Raw genomic sequence first — 23,566 nt, forward strand, 5'->3', positions numbered from 1 at the left:
TTTGATTTGACTAGTTAACGAGAAAAGAGGACTGCGATGCGTAGCGTAGGAATTGTTGGGATAGGGTCATATGTTCCTGAAAATATTGTAACAAACAAGGATTTTGAACAGTTTTTAGACACCAATGACGAATGGATTATTTCCCGTACAGGGATCAGGCAACGGCATATTGCTCCGAAGGACATGCCTGTTTCGGAATTGTGTTACCAAGCAGGGTTAAAGGCCTTAGAGGACGCTCAGATCGCGCCTGAAGAGGTTGATTTAATTATCGTGGCGACGATAACCCCGGATTATGCATTTCCGGCCACTGCTTGTTTGGTAGCAGATCGGTTGGGAGCCAAAAATGCCGCGGGCTTTGATTTGGAAGCCGGATGTAGTGGATTTATCTATGGAGTTGTAACCGGCAGCCAGTTTGTCGCTACAGGGATGTATAAAACAGTGCTGGTCATTGGCGGGGAAACCTTAAGCAAAGTGCTCAACTGGCAAGATCGATCTACTTGTATTCTTTTTGGAGACGGCGCCGGTGCGGCAGTTTTACAACCTGTAAAAGACGGGTTTGGCTTTTTAAGCTTTGAATTAGGTTCAGATGGCTCCGGCGGTTCACTGCTTAGTCAACCTGCTGGAGGATCAAAACATCCTGCCAGCCTGGAAACGATAGAGAAGAACTTACACACTCTTCAGATGGAGGGCAAGGAAGTCTACAAATTTGCTGTCCGAATTATGGGGGATGTGTCAGTAAAGGTTTTAGAAAATGCCGGATTGGCAAAGGAAGATGTGGATCTTCTTATACCCCACCAGGCCAATATTCGAATTGTTGATGCTGCTGTTAAGCGTTTAGGTATTTCTCCCGATAAAATGGTTATAAATTTAGATAAGTATGGAAATATGTCGGCCGCATCTATTCCGGTTGCTTTAGATGAGACATTCAAAGCAGGGCGTATTAATGAGGGGGATATTATTGTGATGGTTGGTTTTGGAACGGGACTTACTTGGGGAGCATGTGTTTTGAAATGGACGAAAGTAGGCTTGAAAGTATGATAAAAACAAGGTTATGTGAACTGATCGGAATCGACTATCCCATTTTTCAAGGCGGAATGGCTTGGGTTTCGACAGGAGAACTGGTTGCAGCGGTCTCGGAAGGCGGAGGGTTAGGAATTATTGGCTCGGGACAAGCTCCGGCAGACTGGCTGCGTCAAGAAATTCACAAAGTGAAAGCGATTACCCAAAAACCCTACGGTGTCAATGTCATGCTTATGTCTCCCTTCGTAGATGAGGTTATGCAGGTTATTTTGGAAGAACGTGTACCTGTCATTACCACCGGGGCAGGGAATCCGGGGAAATATGTACCCATGCTTAAAGAAGTCGGGACAAAGGTGATTCCTGTAGTGGCTTCAGTTGCCCTAGCCAAGCGCTTGGAAAAGGCTGGGGTAGATGCGCTGATTGCAGAAGGCATGGAGTCAGGGGGACATATCGGAGAGATCGGAACAATGCCACTAGTTCCTCAAGTAGTAGATGCTGTTTCCATCCCGGTTATAGCCGCCGGAGGAATAGTGGATGGGAGAGGTTTAGTTGCGGCTTTAGCACTGGGGGCTGAAGGAGTGCAAATGGGAACACGCTTTATGTGTGCCGAAGAATGTACGATTTCTCAGCTGGTCAAAGACAGAATTCTTAAAGCCAAAGATCGGTCTACTGTAATTACCGGACGTTCAACCGGTCACCCGGTTCGCTGTTTAGATAACAAGTTTACTCGTGAAATGGATCAATATGAGCGAGAAGGAATGTTGGCAGCAGAACTTGAGAAGCTTGGAGTTGGAAAACTACGACTAGCCATGGTAGAAGGGGATACTGAAAATGGTTCAATCATGGCAGGACAAGTTGCTGGGGCAGTAAGATGTATTGAACCGGCAGCCCAGATTATTCAAGATATTATGCGTTCAGCTGAACAAGAATACCACCGGCTTACTGCGCGGTTTGGAGATAGGAGGTCCTAAATTTTGGGTAAACTTGCCTTTGTTTTTCCGGGACAAGGATCCCAATACGTTGGAATGGGGAAAGAGCTTTTTAGCACTTCTGCTGGCAGGAGTGCTCTTGGGAAAGCACGTGAAATCCTGGGAGATAAGTTCATCTCCTTGATCGAAGAGGGGCCGGAGGATGAACTTCAGCTGACGGTAAATACCCAACCGGCCATACTACTGGTAAGTGTAGTGGCGTGGCAGCTGCTCCACGATGAGGGAATCAAACCTGACTACGTGGCAGGGCATAGCCTTGGTGAGTATTCAGCCCATGTGGCTGCCGGCAGCCTAGGTTTTGCTGAAGCTTTGCGCGTGGTAAGATCCCGGGGAGAGCTTATGCAAGGAGCTGTTCCCCAGGGTGAGGGGGGGATGGCGGCAATCCTTGGACTCTCTACTGATCAAGTAGAGCAAGCTTGTCGCTTGGCTTCAGACTACGGGGTAGTAGCCCCAGCCAACTATAACTGTCCGGGTCAAATTGTTATTTCGGGGGAAAAACAAGCCGTAACTCGTGCTATGGAGGTTGCTAAGGATTTAGGAGCTAAACGAGCCTTACCTCTCAATGTGAGCGGGCCATTTCATTCTCGTCTCATGGAGAAAATGGGAAACGAATTGCGCTTAGTTTTAGAGGGAATAACCTGGGAAACTCCACGTTGCCCTGTGATTGCGAATGTTGATGGACAAGAGGTTACTTCCCCGGATCGAATAGTTAATACTTTGGTCAAACAAGTTAGCGGAGCTGTCCTATGGGAACAATCCGTTCGTCATCTTCTCGAACTGGGAGTTGATACCTTTATCGAGTGTGGGCCGGGGAAGGTTCTAACAGGTTTGATTAAAAAAATTGCTCCAACTGTTCAACTTCTGCGGGTGGAAGATAATGCGTCCTTAGAAAAGTCACTTGCATATTTGAAGGAGAGTCGTTAAAATGATGCTGAAAGATAGCGTGGGTATTGTTACAGGAAGCGGGCGAGGAATTGGGCGAGCCATCGCTGTGAATTTGGCAACTGCAGGTGTAAAAGTGGTTGTCAATTATGCAGGGCGGTCTGATAAAGCCGAGGAAACCGTCGAGTTAATTCGGGCCGCCGGCGGGGAAGCGGTGGCGGTACAGGCTGATGTCAGCCAACAGGCTGATGTAGACCGCTTGATAAAAACAGCTATAGAAAAGTATGGTAAGATCGATATTCTTGTCAATAATGCTGGGATTACCCGGGATACACTTCTCCTGCGAATGAAAGAGGCAGATTGGGATGCAGTCTTGGAAACGAATTTAAAAGGAGTCTTTCTCTGTACTAAGGCTGTGAGCAAGGGAATGCTTAAACAACGTTCAGGAGTTATTGTAAATATATCTTCGATAGTGGGTCTTTCCGGAAATCCAGGACAAGCTAATTATGCGGCAGCTAAAGCAGGAATCATTGGCTTTACTAAGTCTGTCGCTAAAGAATTTGCCTCGCGTGGAATTCGCGTTAATGTGGTTGCACCGGGGTATATTTCAACTGATATGACGGGGACATTACCAGAAGGGACTCAGGCAGACATTTTGAAAGGAATACCACTTGGCCGTATAGGGAGTCCTGAAGATGTTGCTAACGTAGTTCGGTTCCTTGTGTCCCCAGAAGCCTCCTACATTACTGGACAGACCTTGAGTGTTGATGGAGGAATGGAAATGTAAATGGTTTTTGTAGTTTTTTTGAGAGGAGGTGAAGAAGCAGCATGGGAGTTTTCGAAAAAGTAAAAGCCATCGTCGTAGATCAACTGGGGGTAGATGAAGTAACTATTACCCCGGAAACCTCCTTTGAAGAGCTAAATGCAGATTCTTTGGACATCGTTGAATTGATTATGGCTTTAGAAGAGGCATTCGACATGGATATTCCGGATGAGGAAGCCGAAAAAATCCGTACAGTTGGAGATGCAGTTAACTACATCACGGAAAACAAATAAACACAAAAAGGTCCCGTATTCAATGCGGGACTTTCTTTTAAGATATTTCTCTCTCCTTTACCAAGAATTTAAGCCTTTGAAAGTATCTTTAGATTTAGATTAGACTTATCCAAATATTATTAAAGGTTAAAGTCTTCTGATTGATGCTTCTTTAAAAGGTGATGTGGGTTTAGATATTCAGCTGTATATTCGTGCCTCGAACCACGAATATCGAATATCGATTGGAGGGTTTAAATATATGAGTAAAGCTCTAAAAGAATTCATTGAGTGTGGTAGAACTTGAACAGGGGGAAAGATTGTGAAAATACCCGACCTTCGTATTGGAAATTTAGTGGCTAGAATTCCTGTTATCCAAGGAGGAATGGCCGTGAAAATATCAATGGCTCCTCTCGCTGCAGCGGTAGCTGAAGAGGGAGGGATAGGGATAATAGCAGGCAGTGGTCTGTCTGTAGAGGAGCTTAGGGCAGAAATACGAGAAGCTAGGAAACGCACAAAGGGGATAATCGGAGTAAACATTATGTTTGCAGTTCGTGAATTTGCCCAATTAGTCCAGGCTTCCTTTGAAGAGAAAATAGATTTATTAGTTTCGGGAGCAGGTTTTTCCCGAGACATGTTTACTTGGGGTAAAGAAAAAGGCATTCCGGTTGTGCCGATTGTGTCCTCGGCAAAACTTGCTAAGTTATCCCAAAAGCTAGGGGCTGCAGCTGTTGTTGTAGAAGGTGTAGAGGCTGGTGGACATCTGGGAACAGACCGTTCCATCCATGATATTCTTCCGGAAGTCATTGAAGCGGTGGATATTCCTGTTATTGGCGCAGGAGGAGTTATCGATGGACAAGGTGTAGCGGAAATGTTAAAGAAGGGGGCTGCCGGGGTACAAATGGGAACCCGGTTTGCACTCAGTGAAGAGAGCAGTGCGGCACTGGCCTGGAAATCTGAAATGCTAAAGGCAACCCAAAAGGATATTGTATTTATTCATAGCCCGGTAGGGCTGCCTGGGCGGGGAATAAAAAATCCCTTTACCTCGGCCCTTGACAGTGATGAGGATGTTACGCCAACAGACTGCAAAGGTTGTCTCAAAAGTTGTGAAGGGAACTTTTGTATTATGGATCGCTTAATTATGGCACAACAGGGAGATGTTCAGCAGGGCCTTATCTTTTCGGGCGCTAGAGTCCACAAAATTAATGAGGTTTTGTCTGTACACGAGATTTTTGAAGATATTAAAAAAGGAATACTCACTTTTAAGGAGGTATAAGTGTGCAGCGTGCAGTTATTACGGGAATGGGTGTAATCTCCCCTTTGGGAAATGAATTGGATAAATTTTGGAACAACTTGATGGAAGGGAAATCCGGAATCGGCCTATTGACACGTTTTGATACATCAGATTTACCAACGAAGGTCGCCGCAGAGGTCAAAGACTTCGAGCCCACTGATTGGGTCAGTAAAAAGGAAAGTCGTCATATGGATCGCTTTGCCCAATTTGCCATAGCCGCTGCAAAGATGGCTATTCAAGATGCTAAGCTGGATTTAGACAAGGAAGACAAAGAACGCATAGGAACAGTTATGGGCTGCGGAATAGGTGGAGTAACCTCCTTTGAAGATCAAAAAGAGGTGTTAATGAGCAAAGGAAGCAGTCGAGTCAGTCCGTTTTTTGTCCCAATGCTTATTGGCAATATGGCTGCAGGGCATATATCGATTGAGTTTGGCTTGCAAGGTTCTAGTTTGACGGTTGTTACAGCTTGTGCTTCTGCAACAAATGCAATTGGTGAAGCCTTGAGGCTAATCCAACGTGGGGAAGCCGATGTTGTGCTTTGTGGAGGGACAGAGGCACCGATTACTAAATTGGCCTTTGCGGGTTTTTGCTCAATGAAAGCAATGTCCACTGAAACGGAGTTTCTTGATCAAGCTTGCCGTCCTTTCGATAAACGCCGGAGCGGTTTTGTCATGGGTGAAGGGGCGGGGGTATTAGTCCTTGAATCCTTAGAGCATGCCAAAGCACGGGGAGCTCATATCTATGCTGAATTAGCGGGATATTCCAGTACTTCGGATGCGTATCATATTACAACCCCAGTTCCCGGCGGCGCCGGAGCTATTCGTTCTATGGGTTCAGCCTTAAAAGATGCAGGAATAAGTACAGAAGAGGTCGATTATATTAATGCCCATGGAACAGGTACCGGGCCAAATGATGTGACGGAAACTGTGGCTATAAAAAGTCTTTTTGGAGAACATGCCAGAAAGTTGGCAATTAGCTCGACAAAATCTATGACGGGGCACTTAATGGGAGCTGCAGGTGCTATTGAAGCGGTCATATGTGCCTTGGCCATTGAACGAGGAGCGATCCCGCCTACAACGAACTACGGTGAACCAGATATCGAATGTGACTTGGACTATGTTCCTAATTGTTCCCGTCAGCATGATGTAAATGTAGCGATGTCCAATTCATTAGGTTTTGGTGGACATAATGCCACCATCGTTCTTCAGAAATTGCCTAAAGACAAGGAGATCTAAGCATGGTTGAAAAGAAATCAGGCCTAGGAGATAATTCGAAGAAAGCAGGAGGGAGGTCAGGGCGAAAAAAATTCGCCTTGGCATCTCTTAAGATTGAACCCGGAGTTAAGTTGGCTAAACGCTTAGAATTAGGTATTCCTCCTAATCGGTTGTTTACCACTGCTCTAACTCATCCTTCCTATGTATTTGAAAATCCACAATTTGGCCGAGAAAATAATCAGCGCCTGGAGTTTTTGGGAGATGCTATCTTAGATTTTGTCATAGCAGAGTACTTATATTTAAGTTATCCGGATCGGCCGGAAGGAGAACTTACGAAAATGAGAGCTGCTGTGGTTAATGAAACAACCTTAGCACGCAAGGCACATGAGATTGAGTTAGGGCAAGAGTTGTTATTAGGTAAGGGAGAACTGGTTTCAGGCGGGCGAGAACGGCCGTCGATTTTGGCCGATGCCTGGGAAGCAGTGATTGGAGCTATTTATCTTCAATACGGTTTTCAGGAGGCTAGAAGAGTAATTCTAGAGTTACTTAAACCAGCTATTGAAGAAGTGGCCAAGGGAAATTATGGAGACTACAAAACCGTTTTGCAGGAAAAGGCTCAACGGGACGAAAAAGAGGTCAGTTATCAGATTCTTTTAGAAGAAGGGCCTGACCACAATAAATGCTTTACAGCGGGGGTTTTTGTGGAAGGGGATTTAATGGGGAAAGGTACAGGCCGGACGAAAAAGGAAGCGGAACAACATGCCGCGAAGCAAGTCTTAGACTTTTGGGGGAGTGAGAACGATGACTAAACCTGAGAATTTCCCGGTTTTCTTAAAGGGGATTCATATTCAGGGATTTAAGTCGTTCGCTGATGCTGTTAAATTAGAGCTTGGTCAGGGATTAAGCGTTATCGTCGGTCCTAATGGGAGCGGAAAAAGTAATGTTGCAGATGCAGTTCGCTGGGTCTTAGGGGAACAAAGTGCCAAAAGCCTGCGTGGATCAAAAATGGAAGACGTTATTTTTTCGGGAAGTACCCAGCGCCGGCCAGTTGGAATGGCAGAGGTATCTCTGATTTTTGATAATACAACTGGAATATTTCCATTGGACTTTCGCGAGTTAACAATTACCCGCAGAGTTTATCGTGATGGAGAAGGGCAATACCTCATTAACAAGGCAACTTGTCGTCTTAAAGATATTCAAGAACTCTTTATGGATACGGGGGCCGGAAAAGAAGGGTTTTCGATCATTGGGCAGGGGCGGGTTGAGGAAATCTTAACCCTCAAATCGGAAGAACGTCGATCATTAATTGAAGAGGCGGCGGGGATTACTAAGTATCGTTCGCGAAAACGTGAGGCCTTAAAGCGTCTGGATGCAACGACCTTGAACCTCGAACGTATTAATGATATTGTACAAGAAATTGAGGGACAACTGACTCCTCTGGCTGCCCAAGCCCAAGTGGCCGAACAGAGCCTTGCCTTGATGCAAGAGCAAAAACGTCTTGAAATCCTTGGGGTTGTTCAAGACATCTCTGAGGTCAAACAGAAACTATTAAAAGCTAGCCAAGATTTTGGTAATCTTCAGGCCAGTGCTTTGGAAGCACAAGCAACAGTAGGTCTGAAAGAAGCTCAAAGTTTACAACTAAAGGATGAATTGCAAGGCTTAGACACTCTACTTCAGCAAAAGCAAGAGCGAGTTTTTCAGTCAGAACAAGCTCTGAATTCTCTAAAACATGACCAGAACCTCCGCAAAGAGCGGTTTAATTATTTTGACGAGCAAACGGATAGGTTAACCCAAGAGATCAATGGGGATGAAGAAAGGGTTAAGCTTTTACAGGAGCGGATTAAAACACTAGTTGCGAAACAAGCCGTCTTAAATCATACCGTTGAAGAAACTCGGCGCAAAGTAGCAGACCAGGAACAGAAATTATCAGGTATTAGAGAAAATACCTTAGCCAAGGATATCGAAGGTTTAAAAGCAGACCTTTTCCAAGCTTTAACTGAGCAAGCGAATTGTTCAAATGAATTGACAGGGACTCGTCATACACTTGCATCTCTGGAGCAGGACATTTTCCGCCTAGAACAAGAGCAAGAGTTAAAAAACCAAGAAAATGAATCTCTGCTTGCCACAAGCGCTGACCAGGAAAGAGACCTCAATCAGCTTGTAATCAAAGCTCAAGCTACAGAAAAAGAAGAGTTAGAGCATAGAGCGGAATTAAATAAGCTTAAAGCTTTAGGTATTGAAAGAGCAAAAGATCTACAGAAACAGAGAACTCTTAGTGATCAAGCTAGGGCCAGACTACATGCCTTGCAATCCTTAGAAGACTCCCTTGAAGGCTATCAGCGAGGGGTTCGAGAGGTGATGCTAGCTAAGAAAAAGGGATTAAAGGATTGCCAAGGTCTATGCGGGACGGTTGCTGACCTGATCACTGTTGAGGAGAAATATGAACTTGCTGTAGAAACTGCTCTCGGAGCAGGGATGCAAAATGTTATTGCAGAGAATGAACAGTCGGCAAAAAGAGCTATTGCTTATTTAAAAGCCCATCAATTAGGACGAGTGACCTTTCTTCCTCTAGACGTTATTCAAGGAAATCGGATGTCTGTGAGTAAGGTTGTTGCCCAAGATGAGGGTTATATCGGTCTCGCAGTAGATTTAATTACGTATAACAATTCATACCTGCCAGCCATGGAGTTCCTGCTGGGACGGATTGTTGTTGTAACAGATATGGAGGCAGCAACTAGGATTGCACGAGCCTCTGGATATAAACTTCGGATAGTGACCCTTGAGGGAGATCAGGTATATCCGGGTGGGTCTCTGAGTGGGGGAAGTATTCAGCGTAAAGGTGGAAATTTGCTCGGCCGCTCTCGGGAAATTGAGACGCTGCGCATATCTCTGGGGAAAATGGAGAAAGACTTAACTCAGAAAGAGCGCGAATGTCTAACTAATGATCAACGCCTGAGGGAACAACAGGAGATTCTGGAGTCCTTGGGCCTCAAACTTAGGAATGAGCAAGAACTGCAGGTCAAGCTTAGGGCCCAGCACGAAAACGTGTTAAGTCAATTACGTCGATTAGCTGGGGATTTATTGGGCTTAAGGCAGCGATATAAGGAAGCTATAACCCAGAAGGATGAACTAACCTTACGCTTAAACAGTTTAACTGAAAGCATGGAGGCTGCGGAAAGAACCTCGGCTGATTTGCGCGAGGCATATAACCGCAGAGAATCTGAAGCTAAGATCGTAGCAGAAGAGATTGAAACCTATGCCGAAAAGCTTACTCAAGAAAAGATCCAGCTGGCTAAATGGGAGCAAGAGCTGACGCAATGCATGGATCAGCTTTCCCAAGAACGCAAAGGGGTTCGTGAAAGTGAGCTGAACCTGGCGGAGAAAAAACAGAGAAAAGCAGATATTGAGCAAACTCGATGGAGTGTTGAGCAGGAGTTAGAGTCCCTCAGCCAACAACTGGTTGACCATTCGAAAGCCCAGGAGAATCAGCAGTATGAGCTAATGCAATCCAGACAGGCCAGAGAAGGGTTGTCGAGCAGAGTCCTGGAATTGGATCAGGAGCTTCATAGTATTCGGCAAGAGGCCCGTACTTTTGAACAGCGTCTTCACGCCCATGAAATCCGAGTCGTTCGTTGGGAAACTGAATGCGAGGCAGCTCTAAATCGCTTATCCGAGGAATTTTCTCTGACTTGGGAAGAGGGAATGCTGTATCAAACAGATGAGGACAGGACGGTTCTATGGAAACGGGTTCAAGATATTAAACAACAAATTGAGGAATTGGGCCCAATAAATCAGGCAGCTATTGAAGAATACCCCAAAATCCTTAAACGAAGAGAGTTTATGTTAGCTCAGCAAGATGATTTAATTGAAGCTAATCAAACGTTACGGCAATTAATTTCGGAGCTTGATAAAACAATGAGTGAACGCTTTACTGAAAGCTTTAATGCTGTTAATGAGGCTTTTCAAGAAGTGTTTAAGGAACTATTTGCTGGCGGCCATGCCGAACTTCAATTAGTTGATCCGGAACTTATCCTGGAAACAGGTGTTGAGATTATCGCTCAGCCTCCAGGTAAAAAGCCGCAACTCTTGTCTCTTTTGTCGGGGGGAGAGAGGGCCTTAACTGCAATCGCAATTCTATTTGCTCTCCTAAGAGTAAAACCCAGTCCTTTTTGTATTCTAGATGAGATTGAAGCTTCACTGGACGATGCTAACGTTCAGCGCTTTGCTCAATACATTCACCGGCTATCACATTCAACTCAGTTTATTGTTGTATCCCATCGTAAAGGAACTATGGAATCGGCTGATGTATTATACGGAATAACCATGGAAGAATCCGGAGTTTCGAAGTTATTTTCTGTTAAGCTTGATGGACGAGGAGAGAGGCCGGAGAGTGCATAGCCGGACGCAGTGTGACACAGCGCTCGGTGCTTACGACGCAGAGCAAACTAACCGTTCAAGCTCTTGTCTTTGGGGAGCGGGGTTCCCACCAGATGAGCCATCCTTGGCTCACTGGTGGCAGTGTACATCCTTGTACACTGCCCCGTGTCTGGGGTCGCTTGAACGGAAGTTTGCTTAGCTGCTTACGTAAAGACGTCGCGCTCGTGTGACACTGCGTCCTGGGTCTAGGAACGGGGGGACGTTGCTAGGGAGAAGGCACATTTTATGTGCGCCTTCCGGCTTGGGTCTTGGTGCATGTCGGATTAGTAGATACTCTTGCGGAAATAGCTGTTTACGTAAAAGACGTCGGGCTTGTGTGACACTGCGTCCTGGGTCTAGGGAATGGGGGGACGTTGCTAGGGGGAAGGCACATTTCATTGTGCGCCTTCCGGCTTGGGTCTTGATACATGTTCATGTACATATTAGGTTTAATTCGAATAATAGGTAACTTATTGAATATAGTGCTTGTATTACAATGCTTATAATGAGAATATAAATACGAGGAATACTAACTGGTAAAGGCGCAAGTTACACCTTAATAATGCCGTTCGAATTATCGAACTACCAACCACGATTAGGGAGGATTAAACCATGGCAGGTTTTTTTGCAAAGCTTAAAGAAGGTCTTACTAAAACAAGACAGAATTTCGTGGAAAAGGTTGAAGAGGTTTTCACGGGGCGTAAGAAAATTGATGAAGAGTTATATGAGGAACTGGAAGAGGTGTTAATTCGTTCAGATGTGGGTGTTAACACTTCTTTCGAATTGGTTGAACGGTTGCGTAAGGAAGTTAGACAACGTAAAATTTCAGATCCCAATGAGCTGACTGCGGTGCTTCAAGAATTAATTTCAGAATTACTGGGAGAGAAATCAAGCATTACTTTCGCTAAGCAAGGGCCAAGTATTATTCTTGTTGTTGGGGTTAATGGGGTGGGCAAAACTACCACAATTGGTAAGCTTGCTAATTGGTTGAAACAGGATGGCAAGCGTGTTTTGTTGGCTGCCGGGGATACTTTTCGGGCGGCTGCCATTGATCAATTGGAGGTTTGGGGTGAGAGAGCCGGAGTTGAAATAATTAAGCAACGTGAAGGTGCTGATCCTGCGGCAGTTGCCTATGACGCTGTACAAGCAGCTAAGTCGCGGAGTGTTGATGTTGTGATTGTGGATACTGCCGGGCGTCTTCATAATAAAGTGAACTTGATGGAAGAGTTGCGGAAGGTTAAACGGGTTATGGAACGAGAAATTCCTGGGGCTCCGCATGAGGTATTATTGGTATTAGATGCCACGACAGGACAAAATGCTTTGCAGCAAGCAAAGCTATTTCAGGAAGTGGCTGGTGTTACTGGAATAGTCCTGACTAAGTTGGATGGGACTGCCAAAGGAGGAGTAGTGTTAGGAATTCAAGGGGAGACTCGAATTCCTGTGAAATGGATTGGAATTGGGGAAGGTATGGAAGATTTGCGTCCCTTTGATCCTGAGGATTTTGCCGCGGCACTTTTCGGAAAAAATGACGAGGGGGAGAGATTCTGATAGATTTTGCTCTTATTGGGGGGACAGGGCTTGACCACTTTGCCTTGAGCGAACAACGGATTATCTCTGTTAAAACTCCCTATGGAACGGTAGAAGCTACTATTGGGAAAGATATTGATCGTGAATTAGTTTTTATGAGTCGTCACGGGCAAAATCATGCAACTCCTCCACATCTTGTGAATTATAGAGGTAATATTTGGGCCCTGCGTGAGCTCGGAGTACGAAAGATAATAGCAACTGCTGCAGTAGGTTCCCTGTCTTCTAATTATCGTTTGGGCGATTTGGTTTTACTGGATCAGTTTCTTGATTTCACAAAGAGTCGACCCCAGACCTTCTACGAAGGAGGACCGGACGGTGTTCTCCATGTGGATATGACCGACCCCTATTGCGCCGCTGTTCGGCAAATAATTATTAATGCTTCAGAACATCTGGGACTTGTGGTTAAGAACGGAGCATGTTATGTTTGTACAGAAGGCCCCAGGTTTGAGACTCCAGCTGAAATTAGGATGTTTCAATATCTTGGAGCTGACCTTGTCGGAATGACAAGTGTTCCTGAAGTTGTTTTAGCTCGGGAACTTGGGATGTGTTACGCCTCCATTGGAATGGTTACCAATGAAGCAGCTGGGATTGCTGATCATCCCTTAAGCCATTCTGAGGTAATGGAGAGTATTAAGAAATTAGAGATAGATGTTGCACAGCTCATTCAAGCAACCTTTGAGTTATTGACACCTAGTCAGAAATGTCTATGTGCCTCGGCAAATGCCGAAGTCGGTAAATTTTAGAGAGGTGGTGGGACGTTGAAATCGATTGAATGGCTAGGAAATGCTTTGCGCATATTAGATCAAAGCAAGCTTCCAGTAGAAATCCTTTATCGGGATGCAGTGTCTTATGAGGGTGTAGCTGAAGCTGTTGAAAATATGGAAGTACGTGGTGCGCCGGCAATTGGAGCCGCTGTTGCTTATGGTTTTGTATTAGGAGCGTTAGAGTACCAAGGAGATAGAGATGGTTTGCCCAGCTTTATGGAAAAGGTACAGTCCAGATTGGCGGAAACTCGTCCAACGGCTGTTAACCTATTTTGGGCACTAAGGCGAATGGAAGATAGATTGCGTGAATGTTGGGATATGGATGACTTAGACGATGTGCGTCGAGTTCTGACTGAAGAAGCTAATCGAATAGCTGAAGATGATCGTCGGATGAATCGACTGATAGGGGAAGTCGGTAATGAGATTGTACCTGATAAAGCAAATATCCTCACTCATTGTAATGCTGGAGCTTTGGCTACCGTAGAGTATGGAACTGCTCTGGGGGTTATCCGAAGTGCTCATTTTGCTGGTAAAATGGTTCATGTTTATGCAGACGAAACACGACCTCTTTTACAAGGAGCGCGTTTAACTGCGTTAGAACTTCTGCAAGAAAAAATCCCGGTAACACTTATTACGGATAACATGGCAGGTTATTTGATGCAACAGGGGAAAGTTGATCTTGTTATTGTTGGTGCTGACCGAATTGCTGCTAATGGGGACACAGCAAATAAAATTGGTACTTATTCCGTAGCTGTTTTGGCAAATGCCCATGGAATACCTTTTTATGTGGCAGCACCAACATCTACGATAGATTTGAAAGTAGCCAATGGTCAGGAAATACCCATTGAAGAACGGCCGGCACATGAAGTTAGAGAGTGTTTTGGGGTAGCGGTAGCACCTGAAGAAGTGAAAGTCTTTAATCCCGCCTTCGATGTCACTCCAGCAAAATACATTACAGGAATAATTACCGAAAAGGGAATTGTAACAGCGCCGTATTCGGTTAATCTCCTTAAATTAATGGTTCGATCTTAAATTAATGGGAGTAATCCCATAGTCTACGCCGTTAATCTTTAAATTCTTGATGATGGCTGTAAGGAGACGGAAGACAATGTCTAAAATTCTAATTCGTGCTATGATTTTACCCATGACCGGAGTGGATGACTTCTTTCCTCAGGGAGAGATTTGTATAGAAGATGATCTAATAGTTTCAGTAGGTGAGAAAGGCTCATCTCCAGATGGGTTTGTACCTGATCGGATTTTGGAACTACCAAATGACGTGGTTATGCCCGGCTTGATTAACACTCATACTCATGCTGCGATGACGCTTCTCAGGGGCTATGCCGATGACTTGCCGCTAATGCCTTGGTTAAATGAGAAGGTGTGGCCTTTCGAGGATAAATTGACGGATGAGGATATTTACTGGGGTACTTTATTAGCGCTTTGTGAAATGATCCGCTCCGGAACTACGACGATGCTGGATATGTATGCTTCAATGGAACGGGTTGCTGAGGCAGTCCTTCAGGCGGGAACTCGTGCTGTTCTTTCGCGAGGACTAATCGGTAATGGGCCTAACGGAGATAATGCCTTACAAGAGAATATCGGACTGGTTCGCCAATATCACGGAGCAGGTAATGGCAGAGTGAGCATCATGTTTGGTCCTCATGCCCCTTATACTTGCTCTGCAGAGTATCTGAAGAAAGTTAAAGCGGAAGCCGACAGATTAAATGTAGGGATTCATATTCATGTAGCGGAAACTCAAGATGAAGTTAATATACTGAAAGAACAATATGGGAAAACCCCCGTCCAATGGCTGGATGAACTTGGGCTATTTGGTGGGCACGTCGTGGCCGCCCATTGTGTGCATTTAACTCAACAAGATATTGAAATACTTCATCGCCAAAACGTCTGTGTAGCCCATAATGCGGAAAGTAATATGAAGTTGAGCAGTGGAACAGCACCTATTACTGAACTGCGATCCCAGGGAGTTGTCGTAGGCCTTGGTACGGACGGTGCCTCAAGTAATAACAATCTTGATCTATTTGGAGAAATGCGCTCAGCATCCTTCCAGCAAAAACTTAAGGTGAATCCAACGGCACTTCCCGCTTATGAGGTTCTGGAAATGGCAACAGTTGGTGGTGCGCAAATTTTAGGATTTGAAAATGTCGGAGTATTAGCTCCGGGATTTAAGGCAGATTTGATCACAATCGATATGGATCAAGCGCATTTTTATCCGCGTTTTTCGATTCCCGCCCACTTAGTTTATTCGGCCCATGCCGGTGATGTCCGAACGGTGATGGTAGATGGAAAGTTACTGATGGAAGAGCGTAAACTATTAACCTTGGATTTAAGTAAAATTTGTCAAGAAGCAGAGATGAGAGCAAAGCGAATCGAGCTGGAATTGAATGTTAAGTAATAACACTTGACAAAGAAAAGAATTTAGTCTAATATTCCGTTGTAAAGTAAAAACGCTTTACAGGGGGTTGCCATGGAGAAACTCGCCAAAAGGGCTCTCTTAGTTGATTTTTATGGCCCGCTGCTAACAGATAAGCAAAGAAATGTCTGGGACCTTCACTATCAGCAAGATCTTTCGTTGACTGAGATTGCTGAGGTTGAAAATATAAGCCGTCAGGCTATACATGATTTGCTCAAACGTACTGAAAGGATCCTCACAGAATACGAGGATAAACTAGGTCTCGTCCAGAGGTTTTGGACTGAACGGGAGAAACTGCTTGAAGTTCAGAGTGTTTTGGAAGAACTAAAAGAAGAGGATTTTTCCTGTCAGGAAGCCTATGAGCGACATCTTAAAATCCGGATGATGATTGAAGATGTTTTTGTTAAGATCTCAGCGATCTAATAGCAGAAGTTAAAAGATAAAGCCTTGTAATTAAACACAGGCTATGTAGAGATACTGTAAGTGGATCAAATCGAAAGCGAGGACAGGCATGTTTCAAGGACTAAGCGAAAAACTCCAAGAAACATTTAAGAGGCTTAAAGGAAAGGGCAAGTTAAAGGAAGCAGATGTTAACGAGGCTATGCGTGAAGTTCGCGTTGCTTTATTGGAGGCGGATGTTAACTTTAAAGTTGTTAAGGACTTTGTTGCCAAAGTAAAGGAACGATCAATTGGTCAAGAAGTCCTAGAATCTCTTTCACCGGCACAACATGTTATTAAAGTTGTTCATGAAGAAATGATCGACCTTATGGGAGGGGCATCCGGTAAAATCTTGATTGCCTCAAAGCCTCCTACAGTGATTATGTTGGTTGGTCTTCAAGGAGCGGGAAAAACTACTCACGCAGCTAAGTTGGCCAACATGCTCAAGAAACAAGGGAAACATCCTCTGCTTGTTGCATGTGATATCTACCGTCCAGCCGCGATCAAACAGTTGCAGGTTCTAGGAGCTCAACTGAATGTGCCGGTTTTTTCCATGGGAGAGGAAAATCCAAGAGATATTGCTAAAGCAAGTATTACCCATGCCAATCAGAATGGACAAGATGTGGTCATAATTGATACAGCCGGACGTTTGCACATTAACGAAGAATTGATGGGCGAGCTGCGGGATATTAAAGGGTCTGTCAAACCTCACGAAATCTTGCTGGTTGTAGATGCTATGACAGGACAAGATGCGGTTAATGTCGCGGAGTCCTTCCACGGAGACCTAGGACTTGATGGTGTAATTCTCACAAAGTTAGATGGAGATACTCGTGGGGGCGCAGCTCTTTCGATCAAAGCAGTGACTGGGTGTACCATTAAATTTATTGGCCTCGGGGAAAAGATGGATGCCCTTGAAGCTTTCCATCCTGATCGTATGGCTTCCAGGATTCTGGGGATGGGTGACGTTCTTACTTTAATTGAGAAGGCTCAGGAATCTTTTGATGAGAAAAAGGCCAAAGAAATGGAACAAAAGCTGCGCAAACAAGAATTTTCCCTTGACGATTTTCTTGATCAGATGCAGCAGATGAAAAAAATGGGCCCTCTTTCTTCAATCTTAGAAATGATTCCCGGAGTAGGGAAGCAGCTAAAAGATGTTAATATAGATGAAAAAGACACTGCACATATTGAAGCTATTATCCGGTCGATGACGACAGAAGAACGTCGGAAGCCAGCCATTATAAAAGATTCGCGTAAAAAGAGAATCGCTAAAGGAAGCGGAACTTCAGTTCAAGACGTAGGACGTCTCTTAAAGCAGTTTGAACAAATGCAAAAGATGATGAAGCAATTTTCAGGTGGCGGCATGGGTATGCTTGGAGGCGGAAAAAAGGGCAAGAAGGGTAAGAAACCGAAATTTCCGTTCCCGACGGTGTAAGTGGGGACTGCTTAGGACCTCAAATTTGATGGACACACGCTATAATCTAGCGTTGTTTATATAATAAACTTACTTTAATCGAGTTAAATACTCTGTCTTAAAGTCTAGTTAACTAATCTAGGGGTAAATGGGCGATGTGAGATATAGAATGACAAACATTCGAACCTCGAACTTCGAACTTCGAACCTCGAACTGGAGGAGGTGAAAAACATGGCTACAAAAATTCGTCTGTGCCGCATGGGTGCTAAAAAGAATCCTTTCTACCGTATGGTAATTGCTGATGCTAAAGCTCCCCGTGATGGTCGTTTCATTGAACAAATTGGATATTACGATCCAACAAAAAGCCCTGTAGTTCTGAACATTGATGAGGAAAAGGCTATGAAATGGTTATCAACTGGAGCTCAGCCTTCAAATACTGCAAAGTCTTTGCTGAGTCAAGCTGGTATCTTAACCAAATTCCACGAGTCCAAGAACTAAGTGTAGAGTTTGGGGGGTGGTTCCTGTGAAGGAACTTGTAGAAATCCTCGCGAAAGCGTTGGTGGATCAGACAGATCAAGTTCTCGTTGTTCAAACGGAGACTGAAAAGACTGTGCATTTACAGCTCACAGTCGCACCTGATGACATGGGGAAAGTGATTGGGAAACAAGGGAAGATCGCGAACGCTATTCGTACGCTGGTTAAAGCGGCTGCCGTTAAAGATGGGCGCCGAGTTCATATGGACATTGATCAATAACGTTGAGAAGGGCTTGTGCCCTTCTCAACGTTTTAAACCTATCTATCACCTGAAGGGGGCTGGGATTATGGATGAAGTACTGATTGGAGAAGTGTTGCGTCCGCATGGAATTAGCGGGGAGTTGAGGGTTTATCCGTTGACTAATAACGCTAAACGATTTCATAAACTGCAGGAAGTTATTTTGCGGAGCGGGACGACCAATCAACGCTTTAAAGTTATCGAAGCCCGTTTACAAATGGAGTTTGTATTGCTGGCGGTTGAGGGAATAGCTACTGCCGATCAAGCGGAGAAATACCGAGGATGGGAAGTTCGGATTGATCGCTCAGAAGTGCTTCCTCTTAAAGAGGGATGGTATTATTTTGAGCTTGAGGGAATGCAGGTTTATGAAGAAGATATATTGCTGGGAACCCTCAGCCAAGTTTTAGAAACTGGTGCAAACGATGTTTATGTTGTTAAAGGGGTTAAAGGAGAACTATGCATTCCAGCTCTTAAAAGTGTGGTAAAGAATGTTGACGTCTCTGGACGGCGCATGGATGTTATTCTTCCACCCGGGCTTCGAGATTAAGGAGTTCGAATCGCAAGAATTGCAAACGACATATTGAGCCTGACTTTGCTGGAGGATATCCTACATATGATTAAAATAACAATTTTAACCCTATTTCCTGAAATGTTTGTTCCTTTAAATGAAAGTATTCTAAAACGAGCTCAAGAAGCTGGGTTAGTTGAGATTAACTTGGTTAATTTTCGTGATTATGCAGTTAGTAAGCATAAAAATGTTGATGATATTCCCTATGGAGGGGGAGCGGGAATGCTCTTAAAGCCTGAACCGATTTTTGCAGCTATAAGAGATTTGCCTCAGGTTAGTCATCATCGGAAGTTAATCCTTATGTCTCCTCAGGGACATGTGTTTCATCAAAAGAAAGCTGAAGAGTGGTCTACTCATCAAGAGCTTGTATTTATGTGTGGGCATTACGAAGGATTTGATGAACGCATTCGCGAATTGGCTGATGAGGAAGTGTCCTTAGGGGACTATGTTTTAACAGGAGGAGAGCTAGCTGCCATGGTAATGATTGATGCTGTAGTGAGGCTCATTCCTGGTGTTCTAGGAGAAGAGGTATCTGCTGAGGAGGATTCGCACAGTATAGGGTTGTTGGAATACCCTCAGTATACTCGTCCGGCGGACTTTGAAGGACGTAAGGTGCCGGAGGTTTTGTTGTCTGGTCATCATGCCCTGATAAAGCGCTGGAGGAGAAAAGAGTCACTCAGGCGAACATTTTTAAGACGCCCGGACCTAATCAAAGACCTGGTGTTTGGCCTGGAAGACTATTCATTATTAGAGGAACTTACCCTGGAACACGAGGAATTTGCCAGATGGCGTACGAAATGGCAGCACCTTTCCCCTCCACCAAAACGACAGAGGCGGTCTTCAAATAGGAACAAATAGACGAGAGTTTTGCCTCTGTTTTAGTAGTTCGTTAGGAGTGATTTTTAATATATGTCAGATGTCTACTTGGCTTTAGTTCATTATCCTGTCTACAATAAAAACATGGAGACAGTTGCTACCTCAATCACTAATTTGGATTTACATGATATAGCCAGATGCTCAACGACTTATGGTATAAAACGATATTATGTAGTACATCCGGCAGAAGCTCAGCGTGCTTTAGCCAAACGTATTATGGGTTTTTGGCAAGAGGGATATGGGGCAGAGTATAATCCCGATCGTCAGGAAGCATTCTCTCGAGTGAAGATTGCAGTTGATCTGGCTCAAGTCTATGCAGAGATCGAAGCAGAACATGGAGTTGGGCCCATAAAGGTTGCAACGGATGCTCGAAAGTATGCCAATACTATTGCTTATTCTGAGCTTCGAGAGGACATAGAGAATAACGGGGCTCCCATTCTGCTATTATTCGGAACGGGTTGGGGATTGCTAAAAGAGGATGTTGAAAAGATGGATCGTATCTTAGAGCCGATTTATGGACCGACAGATTACAATCACTTATCCGTACGTTCTGCAGTTTCAATTATCTTAGATCGTTTACGAGGGCATTAAAAAAACACTATCGAATCAAAATTTATTGCATATCATAATTGGTTGTGATAAAATAAATAGGTCTGATAATAGATGGTCCGCTGGCTGAGAATCAGTGTATGAACATCTAGGCAAGGAAGGGGGGTTTTTTAATGGATTATATTCGCATGATTGAAGAAGAACAAATGAAAAAGGATCTTCCTAACTTCCGGCCGGGTGATACAGTTCGTGTACATGTCCGTATTGTTGAGGGAACTCGTGAACGTATCCAAGTTTTCGAAGGGGTTGTCATTGCAATGAAAAATGGCGGCATTCGTGAAACTTTTACAGTTCGACGTGTCTTCGCTGGAGTCGGGGTAGAACGAACTTTCCCTTTACATTCACCTCGCTTGGAAAAAATCGAGGTGGCTCGTCGAGGTATTGTTCGCCGGGCTAAGCTTAACTATCTACGTGGTCTTTCAGGTAAGGCGGCTCGGATTCGCGACCGTCGTATCGGCTAGGGAAAAAATGAGCTGGAGCAATCTGGCTCTTTTTTTTTACTATCAGAAAGTATAAACTTGCGCCATATACTGCAAGAAGGTTTAACCCGTGCGAAGACAGTATCTACGTCTAAGCATAAGTGCAACTATGACGGCCGACTTCGCCTAAAGGTTGCAAAAAGGTTAATTCGCCCAAAGATAGTGTCTACAAGAAAGGCTAATACGTGCGAATACAATGTATTCGTGGGTGCCTGCCAAGTTTTCTAATACTAAATCAGGAGTATAATTCCCCATTTACATATAGTACTTTTAAGCCCTATCTGCCCGAGAATAGGTTATAAACGATTTTTATCTTTTATTGTGTATGCTCCGAAGAATCTTGTTAATACTAAAGAGTAGTTCAAGAGGGGAGCGTTAAAATGGAAAATAAAAGATCAAGATCAAAAGCAAAATGGCTGCTAGGAATCATCGGCGCACTAATTTTAATCGGTGGGGGACTTCGTTTGTGGGTATTTCAACCATATTTAATTCCGTCTCCTTCCATGGAACCGGGTATGGCTCCGGGGGATCATATCCTAGTGAATCGTTTGTCATATCGTTTTTGGGCACCAACTCGTGGAGATGTTGTTGTCTTTGCTTTTCCTAAGGATATAAAGAGAACCTTTGTCAAAAGGGTTATTGCTGCAGAAGGGGAAACGGTAGAACTGCGAGATAATAAAGTTTTTGTAAATGGGGAAGATATTCCTGAGCCATATGTTAAGCCAGGGGATTATCCACCCTATGGCCCAGAGGTTGTGCCAGAGGGTAAAGTGTTTGTCTTGGGAGATAATCGTCGGGAGAGTGAAGATTCAAGGGAATGGGGCCTCCTTCCAAAAGAATATCTTTTAGGCAAGGCCTGGCTAGTATACTATCCATTAAATCGTTTTAGATTTATATCTAAAGCGATTTGAATTAAATAGACAATAAAGTTTTAGAGGAATGAAGAGGATTTAAATGAGTATTCAATGGTTTCCAGGACATATGGCTAAAACGAGACGGCTTTTGACAGAACAGCTAAAGTGGGTGGATGTTGTTTTAGAACTAGCCGACGCTCGAATACCGGTAAGTAGTCGTAACCCGATGCTGCATAAATTGCTTGGTAGTAAGGCAAGGCTTTTGCTATTAAATAAAGCTGATTTAGCAGATCCTAATTGGACATCGAAATGGGTTAAGTACTTAAAAGAATCAGGCCCAGTTTATGCAGTGAGTGCAACCTCAGGGGTTGGTATCAAACAGATTGTACCGGAATTGGAACGGATGGTTCTTGCTAAGCAGGCAAGACAAGCTGAAAAGGGTATTCGTCAACAGATGATACGAGTAATGATTGTCGGTATTCCTAATATCGGAAAGTCATCTTTAATTAATCAACTGACGGGTGGAGGTCAAGCAAAAGTAGGTAATAAACCCGGTGTTACAAGAGGAAACCAATGGGTAAGGATTCACGAACGAGTAGAGTTGTTAGACACACCGGGAATGCTATGGCCAAAATTTGACGATCTGGAGGTGGGCCGCAAACTGGCCGCCCTTGGAGCAATAAAAGATGATGTGTTTGATATTGAGGAATTATCAAGTTGGGTTCTTGAGTGGTTTAATCAATATTCCCCTGATTCATTAGCCCGGTACAAAATCTCAGAACCGGAGGTTACCTTAGAAAGTATAGGACGTAAACGCGGATGCTTGATCCATGGTGGGCGTGTCGACACTCTTAAGGCTGCTCAAATATTTTTAAGAGATCTGCGCATGGGACAACTGGGATCAATAACCATGGATCATCTGAATTAGTACTATTGCAAAATATTCAGATTATTATGTGTATATTGAAGACTGATACCTAAATAAAGGGAAATGTCTCTGCATGTCGAACTGAATTTTTAGGGAGAGAAGAGGAGAAAAGTGTGGAACCGTTATCCCAAATGAGTATTCGGGAAGTTCAAGAAGCACTCTATAAGGATCCTTCCCCTCGTATGATATGTGCTTGTAAGAACGACCCGCGTCAAGGGGTTCAAAAGCTTGCTGAAAAACTACTTAAGTTCCAGCAAGTTCAAGAACAAGAACAAGCTCGTATCCAGCAATTACTCGTTGAAGAGAAAAAACTATGGAAGCAGGGTTATTTGTTGTTAGCAGGTGTGGATGAGGCTGGCCGTGGGCCCCTCGCCGGTCCGGTTGTTGCCGGAGCTTGTATACTTCCGGCAAAGTTTGAACTACCCGGACTGAATGACTCCAAAATGCTAACGGAAAGTAAACGTGAAAAGCTCTTTATTCAAATTCAAAAACAGGCGATTGATTATGCTGTCGGAAGCGCTGAACCAGCTGAGATTGACGCTTTAAACATATTACAGGCAACAAAATTAGCGATGAAACGCGCCATCGAAGGTTTAACAATTCGCCCTCATCATTTACTAATAGATGCATTGAACCTTACAGACGTGCAAATTCCCCAGCTTCCGCTCATAGGTGGAGACCGCATAAGTGCTTCAATTGCCGCGGCTTCAATCTTAGCGAAAGTGACGCGTGATCGGTTAATGGTTCAACTCCATTCTCTCTATCCAGAATACTCTTTTTCAAAAAACAAAGGATATGGCACCAGCGACCACATGCAGGTTCTAAAGCGCTTGGGGCCCTGTCCGCTTCACCGCAAAAGCTTTGCTCCGGTGAAGCAGGAAACTTCTATTAGCTAAGAAAAGAAAGTTAGGAAAGTTAAGAAAAGAAACTAAAAAAAGGGAAAAGAAAGTAAAGAAACAAAAGAAATTAAAGAAATTAATGAAAGAAAAGAAAATACTGTTA

Annotated in this window: 24 protein-coding genes; all 24 read left to right on the plus strand. The window is 44.2% G+C overall.

Annotated features, from left to right (window positions below):
* Nucleotides 1–36 precede the first annotated feature (36 nt).
* The 24 genes from DP73_RS07645 to DP73_RS07760 all read left to right on the plus strand — a co-directional run bounded on the left by DP73_RS07645 (nt 37) and on the right by DP73_RS07760 (nt 23,460).
* Nucleotides 37–1,038, plus strand: a complete 1,002-nt coding sequence (locus tag DP73_RS07645; RefSeq protein WP_034598609.1) for a beta-ketoacyl-ACP synthase III — start codon at nt 37–39, stop codon at nt 1,036–1,038.
* Entirely contained in the window at nt 1,035–1,991 is a 957-nt protein-coding gene (gene fabK / locus DP73_RS07650; protein ID WP_034598740.1) for an enoyl-[acyl-carrier-protein] reductase FabK, read from the plus strand. Before DP73_RS07645 ends, fabK begins: the two co-directional genes overlap by 4 nt.
* A 3-nt stretch (nt 1,992–1,994) precedes the next feature.
* Nucleotides 1,995–2,933, plus strand: coding sequence for an ACP S-malonyltransferase (gene fabD, locus DP73_RS07655; RefSeq protein ID WP_034598610.1), 939 nt, complete (start codon nt 1,995–1,997; stop codon nt 2,931–2,933).
* Nucleotide 2,934: 1 nt separating this feature from the next.
* A complete protein-coding gene (gene fabG / locus DP73_RS07660) occupies nt 2,935–3,678 on the plus strand; it encodes a 3-oxoacyl-[acyl-carrier-protein] reductase (RefSeq protein WP_034598611.1) in 744 nt (247 codons plus the stop codon).
* Nucleotides 3,679–3,719: 41 nt separating this feature from the next.
* Nucleotides 3,720–3,947: an acyl carrier protein gene (gene acpP / locus DP73_RS07665; RefSeq protein WP_034598612.1), complete on the plus strand. Its 228-nt coding sequence runs from the start codon at nt 3,720–3,722 to the stop codon at nt 3,945–3,947.
* Between the two features lie 298 nt (nt 3,948–4,245).
* A complete protein-coding gene (locus DP73_RS07670) occupies nt 4,246–5,199 on the plus strand; it encodes a nitronate monooxygenase (RefSeq protein WP_034598613.1) in 954 nt (317 codons plus the stop codon).
* Nucleotides 5,196–6,452, plus strand: coding sequence for a beta-ketoacyl-ACP synthase II (gene fabF, locus DP73_RS07675; protein WP_205623371.1), 1,257 nt, complete (start codon nt 5,196–5,198; stop codon nt 6,450–6,452). Before DP73_RS07670 ends, fabF begins: the two co-directional genes overlap by 4 nt.
* A 2-nt stretch (nt 6,453–6,454) precedes the next feature.
* On the plus strand, nt 6,455–7,240 hold the full coding sequence (gene rnc / locus DP73_RS07680) for a ribonuclease III (RefSeq protein WP_034598615.1): 786 nt from the start codon (nt 6,455–6,457) through the stop codon (nt 7,238–7,240).
* Nucleotides 7,233–10,829 (plus strand): chromosome segregation protein SMC, encoded by a 3,597-nt coding sequence (gene smc, locus DP73_RS07685; protein ID WP_034598616.1) that lies wholly within the window; start codon nt 7,233–7,235, stop codon nt 10,827–10,829. Before rnc ends, smc begins: the two co-directional genes overlap by 8 nt.
* Nucleotides 10,830–11,459: 630 nt before the next feature.
* Nucleotides 11,460–12,395, plus strand: coding sequence for a signal recognition particle-docking protein FtsY (gene ftsY / locus DP73_RS07690; RefSeq protein ID WP_034598617.1), 936 nt, complete (start codon nt 11,460–11,462; stop codon nt 12,393–12,395).
* On the plus strand, nt 12,395–13,177 hold the full coding sequence (mtnP, locus tag DP73_RS07695) for an S-methyl-5'-thioadenosine phosphorylase (RefSeq protein ID WP_034598618.1): 783 nt from the start codon (nt 12,395–12,397) through the stop codon (nt 13,175–13,177). The genes ftsY and mtnP overlap by 1 nt, the downstream gene beginning before the upstream one ends.
* A 15-nt stretch (nt 13,178–13,192) precedes the next feature.
* Complete coding sequence (mtnA, locus tag DP73_RS07700; RefSeq protein ID WP_034598620.1) at nt 13,193–14,230, plus strand: S-methyl-5-thioribose-1-phosphate isomerase; 1,038 nt, start codon at nt 13,193–13,195, stop codon at nt 14,228–14,230.
* 76 nt (nt 14,231–14,306) lie between these two features.
* On the plus strand, nt 14,307–15,611 hold the full coding sequence (locus tag DP73_RS07705; RefSeq protein WP_034598621.1) for an amidohydrolase: 1,305 nt from the start codon (nt 14,307–14,309) through the stop codon (nt 15,609–15,611).
* Between the two features lie 72 nt (nt 15,612–15,683).
* The gene (locus DP73_RS07710; RefSeq protein ID WP_034598623.1) at nt 15,684–16,052 is read left to right on the plus strand and encodes a putative DNA-binding protein; all 369 of its coding nucleotides are present in this window, start codon (nt 15,684–15,686) and stop codon (nt 16,050–16,052) included.
* An 88-nt stretch (nt 16,053–16,140) separates the two neighbouring features.
* Nucleotides 16,141–17,499 carry a signal recognition particle protein gene (gene ffh / locus DP73_RS07715; RefSeq protein ID WP_034598624.1) on the plus strand — a complete coding sequence of 453 codons (1,359 nt, stop codon included), beginning with the start codon at nt 16,141–16,143 and terminating at the stop codon, nt 17,497–17,499.
* A gap of 210 nt (nt 17,500–17,709) precedes the next feature.
* A complete protein-coding gene (gene rpsP, locus DP73_RS07720) occupies nt 17,710–17,976 on the plus strand; it encodes a 30S ribosomal protein S16 (protein ID WP_014904478.1) in 267 nt (88 codons plus the stop codon).
* Between the two features lie 25 nt (nt 17,977–18,001).
* Nucleotides 18,002–18,232: a KH domain-containing protein gene (locus DP73_RS07725; RefSeq protein ID WP_034598625.1), complete on the plus strand. Its 231-nt coding sequence runs from the start codon at nt 18,002–18,004 to the stop codon at nt 18,230–18,232.
* Nucleotides 18,233–18,299: 67 nt separating this feature from the next.
* On the plus strand, nt 18,300–18,797 hold the full coding sequence (rimM, locus tag DP73_RS07730) for a ribosome maturation factor RimM (RefSeq protein WP_034598627.1): 498 nt from the start codon (nt 18,300–18,302) through the stop codon (nt 18,795–18,797).
* A 66-nt stretch (nt 18,798–18,863) separates the two neighbouring features.
* Nucleotides 18,864–19,676 carry a tRNA (guanosine(37)-N1)-methyltransferase TrmD gene (gene trmD, locus DP73_RS07735; RefSeq protein ID WP_034598628.1) on the plus strand — a complete coding sequence of 271 codons (813 nt, stop codon included), beginning with the start codon at nt 18,864–18,866 and terminating at the stop codon, nt 19,674–19,676.
* 51 nt (nt 19,677–19,727) lie between these two features.
* The gene (locus DP73_RS07740; protein WP_034598629.1) at nt 19,728–20,285 is read left to right on the plus strand and encodes an RNA methyltransferase; all 558 of its coding nucleotides are present in this window, start codon (nt 19,728–19,730) and stop codon (nt 20,283–20,285) included.
* Between the two features lie 131 nt (nt 20,286–20,416).
* Nucleotides 20,417–20,764, plus strand: a complete 348-nt coding sequence (rplS, locus tag DP73_RS07745) for a 50S ribosomal protein L19 (protein ID WP_014904473.1) — start codon at nt 20,417–20,419, stop codon at nt 20,762–20,764.
* 398 nt (nt 20,765–21,162) lie between these two features.
* Nucleotides 21,163–21,693, plus strand: a complete 531-nt coding sequence (lepB, locus tag DP73_RS07750; protein ID WP_034598630.1) for a signal peptidase I — start codon at nt 21,163–21,165, stop codon at nt 21,691–21,693.
* A 43-nt stretch (nt 21,694–21,736) separates the two neighbouring features.
* The gene (gene ylqF, locus DP73_RS07755) at nt 21,737–22,564 is read left to right on the plus strand and encodes a ribosome biogenesis GTPase YlqF (RefSeq protein ID WP_034598631.1); all 828 of its coding nucleotides are present in this window, start codon (nt 21,737–21,739) and stop codon (nt 22,562–22,564) included.
* Between the two features lie 113 nt (nt 22,565–22,677).
* Nucleotides 22,678–23,460: a ribonuclease HII gene (locus DP73_RS07760; protein ID WP_205623367.1), complete on the plus strand. Its 783-nt coding sequence runs from the start codon at nt 22,678–22,680 to the stop codon at nt 23,458–23,460.
* Nucleotides 23,461–23,566 lie beyond the last annotated feature (106 nt).

The sequence above is a fragment of the Desulfosporosinus sp. HMP52 genome (assembly GCF_000765145.1).
Taxonomy (GTDB): Bacteria; Bacillota; Desulfitobacteriia; order Desulfitobacteriales; family Desulfitobacteriaceae; genus Desulfosporosinus.

Excerpts from the sequence above, each read along its gene's own strand:
- DP73_RS07705 (WP_034598621.1), top strand. The coding sequence starts at position 14,307 with ATGTCTAAAATTCTAATTCGTGCTATGATTTTACCCATGACCGGAGTG.
- smc (WP_034598616.1), top strand. The coding sequence starts at position 7,233 with ATGACTAAACCTGAGAATTTCCCGGTTTTCTTAAAGGGGATTCATATT.
- rnc (WP_034598615.1), top strand. The coding sequence starts at position 6,455 with ATGGTTGAAAAGAAATCAGGCCTAGGAGATAATTCGAAGAAAGCAGGA.
- lepB (WP_034598630.1), top strand. The coding sequence starts at position 21,163 with ATGGAAAATAAAAGATCAAGATCAAAAGCAAAATGGCTGCTAGGAATC.
- ftsY (WP_034598617.1), top strand. The coding sequence starts at position 11,460 with ATGGCAGGTTTTTTTGCAAAGCTTAAAGAAGGTCTTACTAAAACAAGA.
- fabG (WP_034598611.1), top strand. The coding sequence starts at position 2,935 with ATGATGCTGAAAGATAGCGTGGGTATTGTTACAGGAAGCGGGCGAGGA.
- DP73_RS07645 (WP_034598609.1), top strand. The coding sequence starts at position 37 with ATGCGTAGCGTAGGAATTGTTGGGATAGGGTCATATGTTCCTGAAAAT.
- ylqF (WP_034598631.1), top strand. The coding sequence starts at position 21,737 with ATGAGTATTCAATGGTTTCCAGGACATATGGCTAAAACGAGACGGCTT.
- trmD (WP_034598628.1), top strand. The coding sequence starts at position 18,864 with ATGATTAAAATAACAATTTTAACCCTATTTCCTGAAATGTTTGTTCCT.
- ffh (WP_034598624.1), top strand. The coding sequence starts at position 16,141 with ATGTTTCAAGGACTAAGCGAAAAACTCCAAGAAACATTTAAGAGGCTT.
- fabK (WP_034598740.1), top strand. The coding sequence starts at position 1,035 with ATGATAAAAACAAGGTTATGTGAACTGATCGGAATCGACTATCCCATT.
- DP73_RS07740 (WP_034598629.1), top strand. The coding sequence starts at position 19,728 with ATGTCAGATGTCTACTTGGCTTTAGTTCATTATCCTGTCTACAATAAA.
- acpP (WP_034598612.1), top strand. The coding sequence starts at position 3,720 with ATGGGAGTTTTCGAAAAAGTAAAAGCCATCGTCGTAGATCAACTGGGG.
- DP73_RS07710 (WP_034598623.1), top strand. The coding sequence starts at position 15,684 with ATGGAGAAACTCGCCAAAAGGGCTCTCTTAGTTGATTTTTATGGCCCG.
- rimM (WP_034598627.1), top strand. The coding sequence starts at position 18,300 with ATGGATGAAGTACTGATTGGAGAAGTGTTGCGTCCGCATGGAATTAGC.
- rpsP (WP_014904478.1), top strand. The coding sequence starts at position 17,710 with ATGGCTACAAAAATTCGTCTGTGCCGCATGGGTGCTAAAAAGAATCCT.
- rplS (WP_014904473.1), top strand. The coding sequence starts at position 20,417 with ATGGATTATATTCGCATGATTGAAGAAGAACAAATGAAAAAGGATCTT.